This is a genomic window from Mesorhizobium sp. WSM4810, from assembly GCF_055811235.1.
Genome location: NZ_JBVVQV010000005.1, coordinates 20,893 through 38,688, shown reverse-complemented (window position 1 = coordinate 38,688; position 17,796 = coordinate 20,893). Strand labels below are relative to the sequence as shown.

Annotated in this window: 16 protein-coding genes; 8 read left to right on the top strand and 8 right to left on the bottom strand. The window is 64.1% G+C overall.

The features are described from left to right. Positions 1-61: 61 nt before the first annotated feature. From AC0L3O_RS09225 to AC0L3O_RS09205, 5 genes are all read right to left on the bottom strand, one after another. Positions 62-1,093 (bottom strand): BMP family protein, encoded by a 1,032-nt coding sequence (locus tag AC0L3O_RS09225; RefSeq protein ID WP_473615418.1) that lies wholly within the window; start codon positions 1,091-1,093, stop codon positions 62-64. Between the two features lie 164 nt (positions 1,094-1,257). Beyond that, positions 1,258-2,547 carry an NAD(P)/FAD-dependent oxidoreductase gene (locus tag AC0L3O_RS09220; protein ID WP_473615417.1) on the bottom strand — a complete coding sequence of 430 codons (1,290 nt, stop codon included), beginning with the start codon at positions 2,545-2,547 and terminating at the stop codon, positions 1,258-1,260. After that, complete coding sequence (locus AC0L3O_RS09215) at positions 2,547-3,899, bottom strand: glutamine synthetase family protein (RefSeq protein WP_128173657.1); 1,353 nt, start codon at positions 3,897-3,899, stop codon at positions 2,547-2,549. The genes AC0L3O_RS09220 and AC0L3O_RS09215 overlap by 1 nt, the downstream gene beginning before the upstream one ends. A 37-nt stretch (positions 3,900-3,936) precedes the next feature. Continuing rightward, complete coding sequence (locus AC0L3O_RS09210; protein ID WP_128173658.1) at positions 3,937-5,220, bottom strand: glycosyltransferase; 1,284 nt, start codon at positions 5,218-5,220, stop codon at positions 3,937-3,939. Between the two features lie 17 nt (positions 5,221-5,237). Beyond that, the gene (locus AC0L3O_RS09205; protein WP_473536432.1) at positions 5,238-6,176 is read right to left on the bottom strand and encodes a GntR family transcriptional regulator; all 939 of its coding nucleotides are present in this window, start codon (positions 6,174-6,176) and stop codon (positions 5,238-5,240) included. 239 nt (positions 6,177-6,415) lie between these two features. Here AC0L3O_RS09205 and AC0L3O_RS09200 point away from each other — a divergent pair, with 239 nt between their 5' ends. From AC0L3O_RS09200 to AC0L3O_RS09165, 8 genes are all read left to right on the top strand, one after another. Then, a complete protein-coding gene (locus AC0L3O_RS09200; RefSeq protein ID WP_473536433.1) occupies positions 6,416-7,480 on the top strand; it encodes a polyamine ABC transporter substrate-binding protein in 1,065 nt (354 codons plus the stop codon). A gap of 365 nt (positions 7,481-7,845) precedes the next feature. Beyond that, positions 7,846-8,688, top strand: a complete 843-nt coding sequence (locus AC0L3O_RS09195) for an ABC transporter permease (protein ID WP_036269997.1) — start codon at positions 7,846-7,848, stop codon at positions 8,686-8,688. Then, positions 8,681-9,475, top strand: a complete 795-nt coding sequence (locus tag AC0L3O_RS09190; protein WP_473536434.1) for an ABC transporter permease — start codon at positions 8,681-8,683, stop codon at positions 9,473-9,475. The genes AC0L3O_RS09195 and AC0L3O_RS09190 overlap by 8 nt, the downstream gene beginning before the upstream one ends. Next, complete coding sequence (locus AC0L3O_RS09185) at positions 9,472-10,545, top strand: ABC transporter ATP-binding protein (RefSeq protein ID WP_128173662.1); 1,074 nt, start codon at positions 9,472-9,474, stop codon at positions 10,543-10,545. The genes AC0L3O_RS09190 and AC0L3O_RS09185 overlap by 4 nt, the downstream gene beginning before the upstream one ends. A gap of 16 nt (positions 10,546-10,561) precedes the next feature. Continuing rightward, positions 10,562-11,836 carry a glycosyltransferase gene (locus AC0L3O_RS09180; protein ID WP_473615415.1) on the top strand — a complete coding sequence of 425 codons (1,275 nt, stop codon included), beginning with the start codon at positions 10,562-10,564 and terminating at the stop codon, positions 11,834-11,836. Positions 11,837-12,074: 238 nt separating this feature from the next. Beyond that, entirely contained in the window at positions 12,075-12,425 is a 351-nt protein-coding gene (locus AC0L3O_RS09175; protein WP_473536436.1) for a cupin domain-containing protein, read from the top strand. Positions 12,426-12,449: 24 nt separating this feature from the next. Beyond that, complete coding sequence (locus AC0L3O_RS09170) at positions 12,450-12,794, top strand: cupin domain-containing protein (protein WP_473536437.1); 345 nt, start codon at positions 12,450-12,452, stop codon at positions 12,792-12,794. A 19-nt stretch (positions 12,795-12,813) separates the two neighbouring features. Continuing rightward, positions 12,814-14,322 (top strand): aldehyde dehydrogenase family protein, encoded by a 1,509-nt coding sequence (locus AC0L3O_RS09165; protein ID WP_473615414.1) that lies wholly within the window; start codon positions 12,814-12,816, stop codon positions 14,320-14,322. Between the two features lie 37 nt (positions 14,323-14,359). On the opposite strand, the gene AC0L3O_RS09160 is transcribed toward AC0L3O_RS09165, so the two are convergent. Genes AC0L3O_RS09160 through AC0L3O_RS09150 form a run of 3 tightly spaced genes read right to left on the bottom strand, consistent with a single transcriptional unit; the run spans position 14,360 to position 17,763 of the window. Beyond that, the gene (locus AC0L3O_RS09160) at positions 14,360-15,307 is read right to left on the bottom strand and encodes an ABC transporter permease (protein ID WP_473536439.1); all 948 of its coding nucleotides are present in this window, start codon (positions 15,305-15,307) and stop codon (positions 14,360-14,362) included. A 4-nt stretch (positions 15,308-15,311) separates the two neighbouring features. Next, a complete protein-coding gene (locus AC0L3O_RS09155) occupies positions 15,312-16,292 on the bottom strand; it encodes an ABC transporter permease (protein WP_473536440.1) in 981 nt (326 codons plus the stop codon). A 1-nt stretch (position 16,293) separates the two neighbouring features. Next, positions 16,294-17,763, bottom strand: coding sequence for an ATP-binding cassette domain-containing protein (locus AC0L3O_RS09150; RefSeq protein WP_473615412.1), 1,470 nt, complete (start codon positions 17,761-17,763; stop codon positions 16,294-16,296). Positions 17,764-17,796 lie beyond the last annotated feature (33 nt).

Below are 17,796 nucleotides of genomic sequence, written 5' to 3'. Positions count from 1 at the left end.
AGGTGACCCCACCCGCCTCGCTTCGCTCGGCACCCTCCCCTCAAGGGGAGGGCTGCGCCGCTCAATCCGAAACCGGCGTGTTCTCGTCGACGACGACACGGAAATTGCCGTCGAGGATTTCGGCCTTCTTCTTCTCGACCAGCTCCTTGACGTCGGCGGGCAGCGTCTTGTCGAATTTGTGGTAGGGCGCCAGAAAGGAGCCGCCCTTGGCCATGCGCGAGAAATCGCCATAGTCCTGCGCGGTGAAGACGCCGGCCTTGACCAGTTTGATCGCATGCTCGACCGTCGGATACATGTCCCAGACCGGGCCGGTGATCACCGTGTCCGGGCCGAGGTTGGACTGGTCGGACATGTTGGAGATGGCGAGGATCTTCCTCTCGACTGCCGCTTCGATGACGCCGAAACGTTCGGCATAGATCACGTCGACGCCGGCGTCGATCTGGGCGATAGCCGCTTCCTTGGCCTTTGGCGGGTCGAAGAAAGAGCCGATGAATGCGACCTTCCTCTTGATGTCAGGATTGACCTCGCGGGCGCCGGCAAAGAAGGCATTGACCAGCCGGTTCACTTCCGGAATGCCCATCGCCGCAACGGCGCCGATCGTGCCTGATTTCGACATCTTTCCGGCGATCAGGCCGGAGAGATAGGCGGGCTCGTGGATCCAATTGTCGAAGACAGCGAAATTCGGCTCGGCCGGCCCGGCGCCGGAGCCGAACAGGAAGGCGACCTTCGGAAACTGCCTGGCGGTGCGGCGGGATTCGCGTTCGGCAGCGAACGCATCGCCCAGCACTAGCTCATAGCCGCCTTGCGCATATTCGCGCATCACACGGCTGAAATCGGCCGTCTGCACCTTCTCCGACCATTTGTATTCGATGCCGAGTTCCTTCTCGGCCCTCTGCAGGGCGACATGGATCTGGTGGACCCATGGCTCCTCGGTCGGCGTGGCGAAGATCGCCGCCACCTTCAGCTTCTTGTCCTGCGCCAAGACCTGGCCCGGCAGCATGGTTGCCGCCAGGCCGAGCGCGCCGAGTTCCAGCAAATCGCGTCGCGAAAGCCCTCCGCGTTTCGATTGGATTTTGCTCTTCCCGTTTTCCATTGCATGCCCCTCTGATTGGCGCCGTGTCGAGCCGGCTGTTTCTTTGGATATCAGGCGAGGGAACTATGGAACGGCATCCGACCTTTGTCCACATGGTCAAATTTGTCGGGAAGCTGCAGCCGGCTGCCCTCCTCGCAAGACCACGGCGGCAGTGGATTGCTTGCTCAATGCTTGATGCGATCGCGCATGGCGTACCAGAGCATGCCGAGCACATAGAGCGGGCCGCGCAGGGCGGTACCGCCGGGAAACGGCATTGGCTTCAGCGTCGAGAACAGATCGAGCCGCGACGCATCGCCGGTGATCGCCTCGGCAAGCAGCTTTCCCGACAGCGTCGACAGGATCACGCCCTTGCCGGAATAGCCATGCGCAAAATAGACTTCGCCATAGTGGCCGACATCCGGCAGGCGCGACGTCGTCACCGAGACCAGCCCGCCCCAGGCATGATCGATGCGGCGGCCGCGCAATTGCGGAAAGGTCTTTTCCATATGCGGCCGCACGAAGCCGGCAATGTCGGCGGGCGGCGACGGCGTGTAGCGCTCGCCACCGCCGAACAGCAGGCGGCCGTCCGCCGACAGCCGGTAGTAGTTGACGACGAAGCGTGTGTCGGAAACGGCGGCGTTGCTTGGGATGACGTCGCTGGTGTCGTCCAGCGGCTCGGTGGCGATGATGTAATTGCCGACCGGCATGATGCGGCTGTTGACGCGCGGTTCGAGCCCCTGAAGCAGGGCGTCGCCGGCCAACACAACATGTCTGGCCCGGACCGAGCCCTTGGCCGTGGAAACCCGGACGGAAGGTTTCCGCTCCAGCCGCAGCGCTACCGAATTCTCGTGGATGGTGACGCCTGCCGCTGCCGTGGCGCGGGCAAGACCCAGCGTGTAGTTCAGCGGATGCATATGGCCGCCGAGCTTCTCGTACATGGCGCCGTGATAGGGTGTGTTCACCATTTCACGCGCCTGCGCCGCCGACAGCATCTCGACGTCATGAAAGTTCATCACGCTGGCAAGGCACTCGGCCTCTTCCTCGAGGTCGCGCAGGTCGGAGCCGTTGACCGCACCGGCCAGATGGCCGGTGAGCCGGAGGTCGCAATCGATGGCATGGCGCTCGATCAGGTCGAGCACCAGCCCGCGCGCCTCGAGGGCGAGAGCGAAAAGCGCCCGCGCCCGTTCGGGCCCATAAAATTTAACCAGGCCCTTGGCGCCCTTGCGCAGGCCGGGGATGATCTGGCCGCCATTGCGCCCCGACGCCCCCCAGCCGATCTTGCCGCCTTCGAGGAGAACCACCTTCAGCCCGCGCTCGGCCGCATGAAGGGCTGCGGACAGTCCGGTGCAGCCGCCGCCGACCACCACCAGATCGACGTCGACGTCGCCCTGCAGCGCCGGATGATCATGCGCCGGATTGGCGGTCGCGACATAGTAGGATTTGCCGATGTCCAGTCCGGAATTGAAGCCCATCATCAGACCTTGAGCAGCAGGTGGTCGCGTTCCCAACTGGTGACGACGCTCTGGAACAGGTCGAGCTCGACGCTTTTGACGCGCAAATAGGTCTGGACGAAATCCTCGCCGAGCAGGTCCCGAACCGGACTGCAGGCGGCGAAACGGTCGAGCGCCTCCTCCATGGTTTTCGGCAGCGTGCTCTTGCTGCGATAGGCGTTGCCCGATGCCTCGGGCGAACGCGAGAGCTTTTCCTCGACGCCGAGATAGCCGCAGAGCAGCGAGCCGGCCATCGCCAGATAGGGGTTGGCATCGGCGCCGGGCAGCCGGTTTTCCACCCGCCGCGCGGCCCGCCCACCGGCCGGCACGCGCAGGCCGCAGGAGCGATTGTCATGCGACCACTCGATGTTGGCGGGGGCGCTGTGGTTCGGCCGGATGCGGCGGAACGAATTCACGTTCGGCGCAAACAGCGGCATCACCTCCGGAATGTATTTCTGCAGGCCGCCGATGAAATGCCCGAACATCTCGGTGTCGGCATCGTCACGCCCGGCGAACAGCGTATTCCCGGCCTCGTCGATGACCGACATGTGGAGATGCATGGAGCTGCCGGCTTGTGCGGCGATCGGCTTGGCCATGAAGGTCGCATGCATGCCATTATCCTGCGCGGCCCGGCGCGTCATCCGCTTGAACAGCAGCACCTTGTCGGCCAGCGGCAGCGCGTCGCCATGCAGGAAATTGATCTCCAGCTGCGCCGTGCCTGACTCGTGGATCAGCGTATCGAGCGGCAGCCCGGCCTTTGCGGCATAGTCGTAGAGCCGCTGGATCACCGGCTCGAATTCCTCCAGCGCCGCCATGTCATAGGGGTGCTGCACGGTTTCGGAGCGGCCATTGCGCCCGACCGGCGCGATCAACGGCCGATCGGGATCGGGATTGGGCGCGGTCAGGTAGAATTCGAGCTCCGGCGCCACCACTGCCCGCCAGCCGCGCTGGTGATAGAGATCGAGCACGGCCCTCAACACATGACGTGGCGAGGCCATCCACGGCCGGTCGTCCATGTGAAACGCATCGGTGAAGACATAGGCCTTTTCAGCTCCAGCGCCGGGCGCAAGGCAGAGCGTCGCGACATCCGGCACCATCCGCATGTCGGGATCCTGATAGGCGAAGCCCTCGTCGTTGGAACCGGAATAGCGGCCGTCTATGCAGACCAGGAAGGCGCTGCTCGGCAGGTAGAGCGCGCGGTCTTCGAGCGACTTCAGGAACTTGGCCGTTGGCAACGCCTTGCCGCGCAACACGCCGTTCACGTCCGGCACCAGGCACTCGACTTCCCTGATCCCCTGCTGCTCCAGCCATCGCTTCGGATCGTCCGTCGGGGTCATTTGCGGTGCATCCGTTGTCGTGGTGTTGAGCATCAGGTCACGTCCTTGCGAGGGCGAGAATGGCTTCGGCGGCGGCGTCAGTTCCCGGCGCCCGCGCCATGGTGGCCGCATTCTCCTTGAGGCGAAAGCGCATCTCGCCGTCGGCCATTAGGCCAAGGATAGCCTGTTCCAGTTCGTCGTCGCTCCAGCCATCGCGGCTGAGGTAGCGGCCGACGCCGGTTTCCTCGGCGCGTTGCGCATTGTCGTGCCCGTCCCAGCAATAGGGCATGATCAGCGACGGCACGCCGAAACGCAGCGCTTCGCAAAAGCTGTTGTTGCCGCCGTGATGGATGAAGAGATCGGACTTGGCGACAACCGACGGTTGCGGAAACCAGGCGTCGAGATAGACATTGTCCGGAACCGCGCGATAGCTGTCGCGCAGACCGCCGACATTGACGATGAAGCGGGCCGGAAGCCGGTCGAACACGGCGAGCATGCGCTCGATCAGCCCGACATCCATCGCGCCCAGGCTGCCGAAGCTGAGATAGACCAGCGGCCCGTCATTGCGTGGAAAGACCGGCACGTCGAACGGCCCTTCCGAACGGACGCAGCCTTCGAGATAGACGAAGCGGGCCGGGTCGAGCGGCTCGGCGCGCTGCCTGCGCACGATGGTTGGGGTCAGCAGCAGATTGAGATCGGGCGAAGCTTCGAGAAAAAGCCCCTCCGGCAAGGGCGCAAGGCCGGCGTCGGTCCGAAGCCGGTTGAACCGGTCATGTGCCGGAGCGACGGCTGCCAGGTAGCGCGCCTCGAAGGCCGCGCGACCGGGGTCGTCGGCGGCGAGACCGGACAGATAGGGCGGTACATCGGCGTCGGGCAGCTCGGTCTCGGCGCAGGAGACGACGCGCACCCATGGGCAACCGGCGGCAGCAAGTGCTGGAAACATGACGACGTTGTCGAGCACCACGGCGTCCGGCTTCAACCGGGTCAGCAATTTGCGCAGCGGCGCCTCGGCATTGACCGCGGTGTCGACGATCGCTTGCCAGGTCGGGGCGACGTAGGTTTCGAGCTGGTCGATCGGGCTCAGCCTGAAATGCGGCAGATGCCGGCGCACGAAGGCCTGCCAATAGCTCTGGCGTTCGCTGTCGGTCAGCGGATCGTCGGTCGGCAACTGGTATTCCTGAAACCCGTAGTCGGCGAACACGCCGGAAAAGCCGGCGTGACAGATAAACACCGGCCGCGCACCCCTTGCGCGCAAGGCCTGCGCGATGCCGACGCAATTGAGCGCGGCACCGAAGCTCGCTTCGGGAAACAACGCGATAGTCGGGCTGGTTTTGCGCGTCACTGTTCTCGTGGTCCTCGTCAATCCGGCCGGCTGATCATGCCGAACAACGCGGGGGCGCCGCGACTGGCCGCCTGCGGTCGCTGGCTGCGGGACAATCGCAGATGGACGCGAAGCAGATCGGCTGCAACCTCATACTGCCGGCTTTCCAGTTGGTCGAGTATGGTCAGGTGCTCGCGCAGCGATTGCTTCAGCCGGAAGACGTTGACGCCGGCATAGGTCCCCGGCAGCCGGCGCAGCCTGAGATGGTCCGACAGCGCGTCGGCGACGAACCGGTTGCTGGAGCCGCCGGCGATTAGGCCGTGAAAGTCGATGTCCAGCCGCTGGAACTCTCTGATATCGAATGTGGCGTCGGGCAGCGCCAGCAGCGCCTCCATGCCCTGGCGCAACGCTGCCGCGCGGGTCCCGTCCAGCCGAAAGCCAGGCGCCAGAATGGCGGCGGGTTCCAGCATCAGGCGGAACTCATAGCTTTCCCCTTGTGCCTCCGGATCGTCTGGCGCTCGCCTGAACAGCCAGGACTGTCCCGGTGCGCGATCCAGAAGATTTTCGTCTGTCAGTTTCTTTAGCGCTTTTAGTACTGTCCTTCGTTCGGCACTGTAGCGCCGCATCAACGCGCCGATGGTCACAGTCTGATCCAACCGACGTGCCGACCGATCGCGCAGGATCATCTCCGCGAGTTCGTCCTCCTCGGCGCTTGGCAGGTCAGTGGCAAGCGTCGCCTGCTTGGTGAGGTCAACGGCCAGCCGATAGCCGGATTCGGCTTCCCATCGCACGACGCCTTTTTCGGTGAGCAGGCGCAGCGCGGCCCGCACCGGGGTCCGCGAGACGTTGCAGAGCGAGGCGATCTGCTGTTCCGGGAGATGGGCGCCGGCCTCGAAGCCGCGCTGCCGGGCTACATCGAGAATGCGCTGCGCGAGATCAAGATGATTGGTGCGCGGGCGTCTGGCAACGGCTTGCATGGCGTTTCTCGTGAACGGGCTCGACCGCTGCGGTTTTACCAACTGCCCTTGCGGGCGCGATCGGCTGGACTTCGCGGCGATTTTCCAAATTATGGATTGACGTACTTTTTTCTGCAATAGTACTGTGGGTTCAATCGGCAATAAAAAGACCGGGGAACAGGATCGAAGCGGCGGCATGGTCGCAAGCGCTGGTCCGACGATTGATTGAATTCGACGATCAACCAGAATGGGAGTCTGTCATGACCGCCACCACCCTGCGGCACCGTTCGTTAAAAACTTCCGCGATCGCGCTTGGCCTCGCTATGGCGCTGTCGGCGCCGGCGGCCCCCGCCGATCTCGTCATTTCCAACTGGGACGGCTACATGGCGCCGGACGCCATGGCCGCCTTCAAAGCAGCGACCGGCGTTTCCGGCGAGGTCGTCGTTCACGCCACCAATGAGGAGATCATGGGCAAGCTCGTTGCTTCGGGCGGCAAGGGCTATGACGTGGTCTTCGTTTCCTCGCCGTTCGCAGAAGTGCTGAACAATCTCGGCCTGATCGAGACGATCGACCACGCCAAGATCCCCAATCTCGCCAATCTCTATCCTGAGGCGGCCAAGCTGCCGCACGATGTCGGCAACAATTTTTCCGTGCCTTACACCTGGGGCACAACCGGCCTCTGCTACCGCTCGGATCTGGTGAAGACCGAGCCGGCCAGCTGGAACGATCTTCTCGCCCCGTCCGAGGCGCTCAAGGGCAAGACCACGATGCTGGCGACCGACCGCTGGCTGCTTGCCGCCGGGCAGCTCGCCAAGGGCTATTCGGTCAACGAAACCGATCCGGCCAAGCTCGCCGAGGTCAAGGACCTGCTGATCTCGGCCAAGAAGACCTTGCTCGCCTATGACGACACCACCTTCTATTCGAAGCTGGTTTCGGGCGAGGCGCTGATGGTGCAGGCATGGGATGGCTGGTGCAACTATGGCATCGCCGAGAATCCGCAGATTAAATACACCATACCCAAGGAAGGCTCGGACCTGTGGGTCGATACGATGGTGGTGATGAAGGCATCGGCCAACAAGGACGCCGCCTTCCAGTTCATCAACTTCATGCTGGACGCCAAGAACCACGCCTGGGCGGCTCAGAACATCGATTACAAGGTGCCGAACAAGCCGGCTATGGAAAGCCTGCCGGCGGATTTCCTCGCCAAATTCCCAAATATGAACATGCCTGTGGCCGAACTGGTCAAGTTCGAGCAGTTGCGCGACGTCGGCGACGCCCAGCGCGACTATTCGAAGATCGTCAGCGAGATCAAGGCGGCGCAGTAGTTTCGGCATCTGGAATCAGGCTTGCGTTCCTTCACGCCCCCCTCTGGCCTGCCGGCCATCTCCCCCTCAAGGGGGGAGATCGGCTGGATTGCAGCCGCTCGCCAATCTCCGGCGCAGCACCCCCTCATCCGGCCGCTTCGCGGCCACCTTCTCCCCGCTGGGGAGAAGAGGCTGACGCCAAGGTCGGCGACCTCCTCTCCCCTCGGAGAGAGGTCGGATTGCCCCGAATTGCCCTTCGCAATTCGGTTGGCAATCCGGGTGAGGGGGCGCTTGTCCAAACACAATTTCGATGCTTTTGAGATGGCCTCAAGGCCAGAGGAGGGTGCGACATGAGATCGTTCACACCTTCTCGCTCCTCCTTGCTGATGGCGCCGGCGCTGGCCTGGCTCACCGCCTTGATGGTGGTGCCATGCGCGCTGGTGCTGGCGCTCGCCTTCTTCCGGCGCGGCATTTATGGCGGCATCGAATACAGCTTCACGCTGGAGAATTTCGGGCTGGTGCTCGACCCGCTCTATGCCGGCATCTTCCTCAATTCGGCGCGCATCGCCGGCACGGCAACGCTGATCGCGGTGGTGATCGGCTATGCCGCCGCCTATGCGATCGCGGCAGCACCGCGCCGGTGGCAGCCGGTGTTCCTGTTCTTCGCCGTCTTGCCTTTCTGGTCCAATTACCTGATCCGCACCTATGCATGGATCGTGCTGCTCAACCGCGAAGGCCTGATCACCCAGCTCTTGCGCTGGTTCGGCTATACCGGCGAGCCGCCGTCGATGCTCTATACCGAAGGCGCCGTCATCGCCGGTCTGGTCTACAATTACCTGCCTTTCGTCATCCTCGCCTGCTACGCGCCGCTGTCTCGGCTCAATCCGGAGCTGGCCGAGGCCTCGCGCGATCTCGGCGCTTCGGCCATGACCACATTTCGCCGGGTTATACTGCCGCTGACGGTGCCGGGCATCGCCGCCGGGGCGGTTTTCGTCTTCGTGCTGTCGATCGGCAATTTCGTCACGCCGGCACTGCTCGGCGGCGGCCGCTTCCAGATGATCGGCAATCTTGTCTACGACCAGTTCCTGACCGCCAATGACTGGCCGTTCGGCGCAGCGCTGGCGATGGCGCTGATCGCCATCATGCTTTTGGTGCTGACGGCGCAGGCCCTGGCTGCCGATCGCGCCGCGGGCCGTATCGCCGAAGCGAAAGGAGGCGCCGATGACTGAGCGCTCGCCCGCCACACGGCGTACGCTCTGGCTCGTGCTGACGCTCGTCTTCGCCTTCCTCTACGTTCCGATCGCCGTACTGGTGGCGCTGTCGTTCAACCAAGGCGGGCTGCCGACCGTCTGGTCGGGCTTTTCGCTGAAATGGTATGCCTCGCTCGCCGGAAACGCCGCGATCCTTTCCGCCGCCCTCAACACGCTGATCGTGGCGCTGGTCTCGACAGCCATCGCCACGCTGCTCGGCACCTTGCTGGCCATCGGCGTCGAAATGCGCCGGCAGTACGGAAGCGGCCTCGAGGCGCTGATCTTTGCGCCGATGATCATTCCCGACATCGTGCTGGCGGTGGCGCTGCTCAGCTTCTTTTCTATGCTCGATTTCACGCTCGGCCTGCACACCATCATCCTCGCCCATGTCGTCTTCAACCTCGCCTTCGTCTGCTCGGTGGTGCGCGCGCGGCTAAAAAGCTTCGACTGGTCGATCGTCGAGGCCTCCGCCGATCTCGGCGCTTCCGCGCTCACCACCTTCAGGCGGGTGACATTGCCGGTCATCCTGCCTGCGGTCGTCGCCGGCGCGCTGCTCGCCTTCACCCTTTCGGTCGACGAGTTCATCATCGCCTTCTTCACCGCCGGCGCCGGCCGCGCCTCGACTACGCTGCCGATGCAGATCTATTCGATGATCCGCTTCGGCATCACGCCGGAGATCAATGCATTGGCGACCATCGTCATGGCGGTCTCAATCACCGCGCTAACCCTGTCGCAGCGGCTCAACCGCGGAGTCATCGGCCAATGAGCGAGCCCCGCACGCTGCTGGCGATCGACAAGGTGTCGAAGAACTTCGGCCGGGTGACGGCCGTCGACGGCATCTCGCTCGATATCCGCGAGAACGAGTTCTTCGCCTTGCTCGGACCTTCCGGCTGCGGCAAGACCACGCTGCTGCGCATGCTGGCCGGTTTCGAGACGCCCAATGAGGGGCGCATCCTGCTCGACGGCCGCGACATCGCCAAAACCCCGCCCAACAGGCGGCCGGTCAACCTGATGTTCCAGTCCTACGCGCTGTTTCCGCATATGAGCGTCCGGGCCAATGTTTCCTACGGCCTTGAAATGGAGCGCTTGCCGGCAAACGAAATCTGCTCCCGCGTCGACGCCATCCTGGCGACGACCGAGCTTGTCGCCTTCGCCGACCGCAAGCCGGAGCAATTGTCGGGCGGCCAGAAGCAGCGCGTCGCGCTTGCCCGGGCGCTGGTCAAGCGGCCGCGGCTGCTGCTGCTCGACGAGCCGCTCGGTGCGCTCGACAAGAAATTGCGCGGCGCCATGCAACTGGAGCTGAAGCGGCTGCAGCACGAAGTCGGCATCACCTTCGTCATCGTCACCCATGACCAGGAGGAATCGCTCGTTATGGCCGACCGCATGGCGGTGCTGAGGGACGGCAAGCTGCTGCAATGCGACACGCCGCATGCGGTCTACGAACATCCGGCCGACCGTTTCGTCGCCGACTTCATTGGCGTCATGAATTTCGTGCCGGGCAAAGCCGCCAACGATGGCGTGCTGGCAGCCAATGGTGCGCGGATATCAGGCATGGTTCCCGAAATACTTTCGCCCGGCGCTGCGGCGGTCGCTTCGGTGCGGCCCGAGCGCATCCGGCTGTTCCCGCCGCCAGAGACGGCCAACCGTGTTGCCGGCATCGTCGAGGCGCTCGCCTATCACGGGCTGGACCTGCAGCTGCATGTCCGCACCGCTCTGTCACAAAAACCGTTCCTGGTGCGCGTCACCGCCGACGCCGCCGACCGCCGCCCGGTCGCGTCGGGCGATGCGGTCGAACTCGGCTGGGATGCCGCCGACGTCAGAATTTTCGCAGATTGATTGAAGGAGAACTTTCATGGCGCAGAAGACCATCGCGTTTTTTCCGGAAGCGGCCTACGGCCCGGCGCTCAACTCCGTCGGTATCGCCCAGGCGGTCGAGGCGCGCGGCCACAGAGCGGTGTTCCTGTCGGACCCCGGCTTCGTCGACGTCTACAAGGGCTACGGCTTCGAGGCGCATCCGGTGAACCTGTCCGAGCCGATGCCGCCCGAGCAGATGGCCAAGTTCTGGGAAGACTTCATCAACGGCCACATCCCGAATTTCCGCAAATCGCCCTACGACCAGGTCGACAATTACGTGAAGGACTGCTGGACGGCGATCGTCGACAGCGCCAAATGGGCTGAGAAGGACCTGCCCGGCGTGCTTGCGACGATCAAGCCCGACGTCATCTGCGTAGACAACGTCATCCTGTTCCCGGCGATCAAGCAGTATGGCAAGCCATGGGTGCGCGTCATCTCCTGCTCGGAAAACGAGATCGAGGACGAGGACATCCCTCCGCATCTGTCCGGCTGCGGCGAGAACGACCACGCCTGCCATCAGCGCTACCGCGACCATTTCAACGCGGCAATCAAGCCGATCCATGACGACTTCAATACGTTTTTGAAAGCCAACAACGAAGCGCCGTATCCGATCGGCCAATTCTTCGAGGCCTCGCCTTACCTCAACCTGCTGCTTTATCCCGAGGCGGCAAAGTTCAAGCGCCGCCATCCGCTCGACCCGGCAAAATTCCAGTATCTGGAAGGCTGCGTGCGGCAGGAGAAGCCCTACACCGTGCCGACCTTTGCTGAGAATAATGACGGGCCGCTGCTCTACGTCTCGTTCGGCAGCCTTGGCGCCGGCGATGTCGATCTCTTGAAGCGCATCATCGCGACGCTGGCCGAGACTCGCTACCGGGCGCTGGTCAATGTCGGCGGCTACAAGGACCAATACGCGCAAGTGCCCGGCAATGTCATCGTCGAGAGCTGGTTTCCGCAGCCCTCGGTGATCCCGCAGGTCGACGCGGTTATCCACCATGGCGGCAACAACTCGTTCACCGAGTGTCTCTACTTCGGCAAGCCGGCGATCATCATGCCCTATGTCTGGGATGGCCACGACAACGCGACGCGGGTCGAGGAAACCGGCCACGGCTTCGGCATGCCGCGCTACGACTGGAGCGACGCCGAGCTAATCGCCAAGATCGAAACCTGCCTGACCGACCCGGCAATCAAGGTCAAGCTGGCGAAGACGTCGGCCCAGATGCAATCGCAGAACGGCCCGGAGAAGGCGGCCGGGCTGCTGGAGGAGCTGCTGTGACCGGGCGGATGGGTATGGCGTTCCTTCGCGCCCCCCTCTGTCCTACCGGACATCTCCCCCACTTGGGGGGAGATTGGCCGTCATCACTGATTTCGCCAATCACAAATGTCGCAAGAAGAGTGCCGCCGCCAGAGCTGCCAATCTCCCCCCTCGTGGGGGAGATGTCCGGCAGGACAGAGGGGGGCGCCGTAGAGCGAGACGATCGCGAAGTCATGCATCGCGCCGGCGGAGCACCCACATGACCTCCACTGTGCCACATCTCCACCAAGCCTCGACCCGCACCGACCTCGTCGACTGGGGCGCACAGCCCAATGCGCTGGAAGGTGCTTCGCACTCCACCGGCAGGCTCGTCCACAAGGGGCCGAACAACCAGCCGGAATCCGGCATCTGGGTCTGCACGCCCGGCCGCTGGCGGCTGGCGATCCCGCGCGACGAGTTGTGCCATTTCGTTGCCGGCCGCGCGACCTACCGATCGGACGACGGCGAGGTGATAGCAGTCTCTGCCGCCACGGTGGTCATGTTCCCGGCCGGCTGGGCGGGCGAATGTACCGTCCACCAAACCATCCGCAACATTTACATGCTGGCCTGAAGCCAGCCACTGGAGCTTCACGACATGCCGACACCGATCATGAAATCGCCGCTCGCCCTTACAGACCTCGTCGACTGGGGCGTCATCCCCACCATGATCGAGGGCGAATCCCGCACCTCCGGCAAATTGCTGCACAAGCGGCCGGAAGGCCGCTCCGAATGCGGGCTGTGGGTCTGCACCCCAGGCAAATGGCACTGCCACGTTACCCGCGACGAATTCTGCCATTTCCTCGAGGGCCGCTGCACCTATGTCCACGAATCCGGCGAGGTGATCGAGATCGAACCGGACACGGCGGCGTTCTTTCCGCAGGACTGGAAGGGCGTCTGCACCGTCCACGAGACCATCAAGAAGGTCTACATGATCCGCTGAGCAGCTTGAAAGGACGACCATGGACTTCTCACCTGACCGGCCGGCCTTCTTCGTCAATCCGGATTATCGGCCGATGACCGGCGGGGCAAAACCGGTGATCGATCCGGCGACACTGGAAACCGTCGGCGCCATCGCGACTGCAACCGACGGCGAGATCGACGCCGTGCTCACCGCTGCGGCCAGGGCGCAAGCTGCCTGGAAAAAGCTCGACGCCAAGAGCCGCGCCGGGCATCTGCATGCAGTCGCCAACGCCATCGAGGCGGCCCACTTCACGCGCTGCGCCGAGCTTATGGTGCGCGAGATGGGCAAGCCCTATCCGGAAGCAATCGGCGAGATCGCCAATTGCGCGCCGATCTTCCGCTACTACGCCGAGATGGCGCGTGACGATGCCGGCAAGATCGCCGGCACGACGCAGGCGGGTTCGTTCCAGTATGCGCGCTACGAGCCCTACGGCACGTCTGTGCACATCATGCCCTACAATTTCCCGATCCTGTTGATGTGCTGGACAGTTGCCGCCTCGCTTGCCGCCGGCAATGCCTGCGTCATCAAGCCGGCCGAAGCGACGACACTGTCGACGCTGGATTACATGACCGTGTTCCGCTCACTGCCGGAGGGCCTGGTTTCCTGCCTGCCCGGCGCGGCGGCCACGGCGCAGGCTTTGATCGCCTCCGATCGCACCCATGCGGTTGCCTTCACCGGTTCGGTCGCCGCCGGCAAGGCTGTCGCCGTCGCTTGCGCCGAGCGCATGAAGCCATGCGTCATCGAGGCCGGCGGCAGCGATCCGCTGATCATCAGCCGACACGCCCCGCTCGACGTGGCGGCCGCCGGCAGCGTCACCGCCGCGTTCCATCTCACCGGCCAGGTCTGCACCTCGGCCGAACGGTTTTTCGTCGTCGATGCCGTTCATGACCGCTTTGTCGAGCTGTTTGCGCAGAAGACACGGGCGCTGCGCATCGGCAACGGCCTCGACAAGACCGAGATCGGGCCGCTGGTCAGCGAGGCGGCGCGGGCGAAAGTCATGCGGCTGGTCGACGATGCCGTGCGCAATGGTGCCAAGGCGATCACCGGCGGGCGTATTCCGCCGGCGCACAATGTCGGCTGGTTCTACGAGCCGACGATCCTGACCGGCGTCACCCCCGACATGGCGATCGTGCGGGAAGAATGTTTCGGGCCAGTCGCCGCGATCTGCCGGGTCAAGGATTTCGACGAGGCGATAGAACTTGCCAATGACAGCCCGTTCGGGCTCGGCGCCTCGGTGTTCACCACTGATCTTGCCGAGGCGCATGAGGCTGCGGAGCGGCTTGAGGCAGGGATGGTCTGGGTCAACAATCCGCTGATCGACAACGACGCACTGCCGTTCGGCGGCTGGAAGGCGTCGGGCCTCGGCCGCGAACTTGGTCGCCAGGGGCTGGATGCCTTCCGCCGCTCGAAGATGGTCATCATCGACCACAGGCCAGCGATCCAGGACTGGTGGTATCCCTATCCCGACAGCTGGTTCCGCGAATCTGGCGGGCGCAAGCACGTATGAGATGACACAGGTCAGCGCCGCCAAGGGCCCCCGCTTGCTAGCGCAGCGCTTTCTGCCCGCCGGCGGCAGTGATGACGCCGACGATGATCAGCCCGGTCAGCAACAGACGGACGCCGGCGCTGACGCCGAACGTGTTGAGCATGGTCAAAAGCAGCACCAGGAACAGGGCCGCGCCCCATACACCCGGCACATTGGCCTTGCCGCCGGCTACCGACGTGCCGCCGATGACGACGACGGCGATCGAGGCCAGCAGGTACTCATTGCCGATATCGACATTGGCGCCGCGGAAATAGCCGGCGAGCAGCGCCCCGTCGAGGCCGCCGAGCGCGCCCGACAGCGTGTAGGTAAGAAAGCGGATGCGGCCGACATTGACGCCGGCCAGCCACGCCGCGCGGATGTTCTGGCCGATCGCCAGCACCGAACGGCCATAGATCATGCGCTGCAGCACGATCGCAGCGCCGATGGAGAACAGCACGGTGAGGATCGCCAGCACCGGAATGCCAAGAATCTGCCAGTTGGTGAAACTGGCAAAGCCCGGCGGCGGCTTGATCTGCAAGCCGCGGCCATAGCTGATGTCGATCGACTGGATGATGAAGCTCGCCGACAGTGTGGCGATGATCGGTGGAATGCGCAGCGCCCAGATCAACAGATAATTGGCGGCGCCGATCGCCATGCCGCAGGCCAGCGCCGCCAGCAGCCCGACCGCGATCATTGAATCATTGCCGTCCATCACCTTCATGGCGACGGCGCTGGCGAGGCCGATATTGGCGGGCAGCGACAGGTCGACATTGCCGGGACCGAGCGTGATCACGAACATCTGGCCGACACCGACGATGACGGTGAAGACGGCGAGCGAAAGTGCCGCCGTGATCATGCCGCCGCCGCCATATCCGCCGGTGAAGGTGATCGTCGCCAGCCACACCAGCAGCGCACCGATGAAGGACCATATCCAGGGTTTTGCGAGCAGCAATCGCATCGATGCCATCCCCTCACCTCTCCCTGCGGCTGATCAGCACCCGGGCCGCCAGCACGATGATGAGGATGGCGCCGTTGGCGGCCACCTGCCAATCGGGCGGGATGTGCATGAAGGTCAGCAGCGGCGAGGCGGCGAGCGCCAGCGTCAGCGCGCCGATTACCGCGCCGATCGGCGATACCCGGCCGCCGACAAATTCGCCGCCGCCGAGGATGACCCCGGCGATCGAAAGCAGCGTGTAGCCATTGCCGATATTGGCATCGGCCGAGGTGGTGATGCCGATCAGGGCCATGCCGGACAAAACGCCGAACAGACCGGTCAACGCGAACAGCACGATCTTGGTCTTGAGCAGCGACCAGCCGGCACGGCTGAGGGCCGCGGCATTGCCGCCGGAGCCGCGCAGGATCACGCCATACGAGGTGCGCATCAACCCGAAATGAACGACCGCCGCGATCAGCAGCGCCGCAATGATCGGGAACGGAACGAAGGGCGGTTTGAAGGCCATAAGCGACAGCAGCCAGTCCGGTGCTTTGCCGCCGGGCTTCGGCAGGATGAGGATGGCGAGGCCCTGCCAGACAAAACTCATGCCGAGCGTCACCACGATTGAAGGCAGGTTGCGCAGATGGATCAGCGCGCCGAGCAGCGCATAGACGCCGATCGACCCGAGGAGGATCAAGACACCGACCAGCGGCGCCTCCTTCAGCCATGTCGCCGTGACGCAGCCGACGAAACCGACGAAGGTGCCGATCGACAGGTCCAGCTCGTTGCCGGCGATGACGAACATCTGCGCGATCGTGGCCAGGGCGATCGGGACCGCCAAATTGAGCATCAGGCTGAAGCCGAAATAACTGATGGCGCGCGGGTTGAGCCAGGCGATCGCCAGCAGCACCAGCATCAGCGACATCGCTGGCAGCAGCCCGCGCAGCAGACGCGCCCGCGCCAACGCGCTTCGCTCGGAAGAACTCTTGGGACCGGTCTCGACGGGTGCTGCCGTCATCTCAGGCCGCGTCGCCGAACGAGGACTGAATGATCTTTTCCTCGGTCAGCTCGTCGCGACCAAGCTTGGCGACGATCCGGCCGTTCTTGAAGACATAGACGTGGTGGCAATTGTCGAGCTCTTCGGTTTCCGTGGTGTACCAGAGGAAGGTGCGGCCGCGGCCAGCCTCTTCGCGCACGAGGTCGTAGACTTCGAGCTTGGTGCCGATGTCGACGCCGCGCATCGGGTCGTCCATCAGCACGATCCTGGCGTCGGAACCGAGCGCCCGGGCAAACAGGGCCTTCTGCTGGTTGCCGCCGGACAGCGAGAAGATGTTGTTGTTCATGTCGGGGGTGCGGATGCCGATTTTCTTTTGCCAGAAGTCGGCGAGTTCGGCTTCGCGCCGCGGCGAGATCAGCAGGCCGTTGCGCAATCGCGCCAGCGAGCGGATGCCGATGTTTTGCGCAATCGACCATTGCGGAAAGATCCCGTCAGACTGGCGGTCGCCGGCCACCAGCGCCACCGGCGCGGTGACCTCGATGCCGGTTTTGGTGTGCGCCGCGGCTGCGAAAATCGCCAGCAGCAGATCGGTTTGGCCATGACCGGCAAGCCCGGCAAGGCCGATGATCTCGCCGGCATGCGCCACAAGTTCGTTGCCGTCCTGTTGCCGCGCTGGGCGGGCCCGGACCCGCAACGGGCCGGTCTCCGGCTTTTGGGTCGCGATTTCGGCCGCGATCTTCTCACGCGCTGCCGCTCCGCCCATGGTCGTCACCAGCCTGCCGCGATCGAAAGCCTTAGCCGCATCCGACGCGACGACCTTGCCGTCGCGCATCACCACGATGCGGTCGGCATTCCCGAGCACCTCGCCCAGAACATGCGAGATCAGAATGCAGCTCTTGGCCCCGGCGACAAAGCGCCGGACGAAACCCAGCAACTGGCCGGCCGTGTGCGCGTCGAGCGAGGATGTCGGCTCGTCGAGGATGACCAATTCGAGCGGATCCTGCGTCACCGTGAAGGCGCGCGCCACCTCGACCATCTGCCGCCTGCCGATGGAAAGGTCGCTGGCGATATCGGCGGCGGAGATGCTGTGGCCCGGAAATATCTCGTCGAGCTTGGCGGCGATCAGATCGGCCGCTTTGCGCCGCCAGCCGAGGCCGCGCAGCGCCGGGTGGTTGATTCGGGTGTTCTCGGCAACGCTGAGGTTCGGGCACAGCGACAGTTCCTGGAACACGCAGCGTATGCCAAGTTGTTGGGCGCGCGGCACCGAATAGTTATCCTCGATGCCGCCACGCACCGCGATCCGACCGCTGTCGGGCACGAGCGTGCCCGCCACCATATGCATGAGCGTCGACTTGCCCGCGCCATTGTGGCCGACGAGACCGACGCATTCGCCGGCGCCGACGTGGAAATCCACCCCGGCGAGCGCCCGAATGGCGCCGAAATGTTTTTCGGCTCCGTCCAGCCTGACAATATCCGCGTCACCCCTAGGCATCCCTGGCGATATCCGGTTGGCGACGCAGCTGGC

Excerpts from the sequence above, each read along its gene's own strand:
- AC0L3O_RS09185 (WP_128173662.1), top strand. The coding sequence starts at position 9,472 with ATGAGCGAGCCCCGCACGCTGCTGGCGATCGACAAGGTGTCGAAGAAC.
- AC0L3O_RS09225 (WP_473615418.1), bottom strand. The coding sequence starts at position 1,093 with ATGGAAAACGGGAAGAGCAAAATCCAATCGAAACGCGGAGGGCTTTCG.
- AC0L3O_RS09180 (WP_473615415.1), top strand. The coding sequence starts at position 10,562 with ATGGCGCAGAAGACCATCGCGTTTTTTCCGGAAGCGGCCTACGGCCCG.
- AC0L3O_RS09220 (WP_473615417.1), bottom strand. The coding sequence starts at position 2,547 with ATGATGGGCTTCAATTCCGGACTGGACATCGGCAAATCCTACTATGTC.
- AC0L3O_RS09200 (WP_473536433.1), top strand. The coding sequence starts at position 6,416 with ATGACCGCCACCACCCTGCGGCACCGTTCGTTAAAAACTTCCGCGATC.
- AC0L3O_RS09170 (WP_473536437.1), top strand. The coding sequence starts at position 12,450 with ATGCCGACACCGATCATGAAATCGCCGCTCGCCCTTACAGACCTCGTC.
- AC0L3O_RS09195 (WP_036269997.1), top strand. The coding sequence starts at position 7,846 with ATGGCGCCGGCGCTGGCCTGGCTCACCGCCTTGATGGTGGTGCCATGC.
- AC0L3O_RS09205 (WP_473536432.1), bottom strand. The coding sequence starts at position 6,176 with ATGCAAGCCGTTGCCAGACGCCCGCGCACCAATCATCTTGATCTCGCG.
- AC0L3O_RS09175 (WP_473536436.1), top strand. The coding sequence starts at position 12,075 with ATGACCTCCACTGTGCCACATCTCCACCAAGCCTCGACCCGCACCGAC.
- AC0L3O_RS09155 (WP_473536440.1), bottom strand. The coding sequence starts at position 16,292 with ATGACGGCAGCACCCGTCGAGACCGGTCCCAAGAGTTCTTCCGAGCGA.
- AC0L3O_RS09215 (WP_128173657.1), bottom strand. The coding sequence starts at position 3,899 with ATGACCCCGACGGACGATCCGAAGCGATGGCTGGAGCAGCAGGGGATC.
- AC0L3O_RS09190 (WP_473536434.1), top strand. The coding sequence starts at position 8,681 with ATGACTGAGCGCTCGCCCGCCACACGGCGTACGCTCTGGCTCGTGCTG.
- AC0L3O_RS09160 (WP_473536439.1), bottom strand. The coding sequence starts at position 15,307 with ATGGCATCGATGCGATTGCTGCTCGCAAAACCCTGGATATGGTCCTTC.
- AC0L3O_RS09150 (WP_473615412.1), bottom strand. The coding sequence starts at position 17,763 with ATGCCTAGGGGTGACGCGGATATTGTCAGGCTGGACGGAGCCGAAAAA.
- AC0L3O_RS09165 (WP_473615414.1), top strand. The coding sequence starts at position 12,814 with ATGGACTTCTCACCTGACCGGCCGGCCTTCTTCGTCAATCCGGATTAT.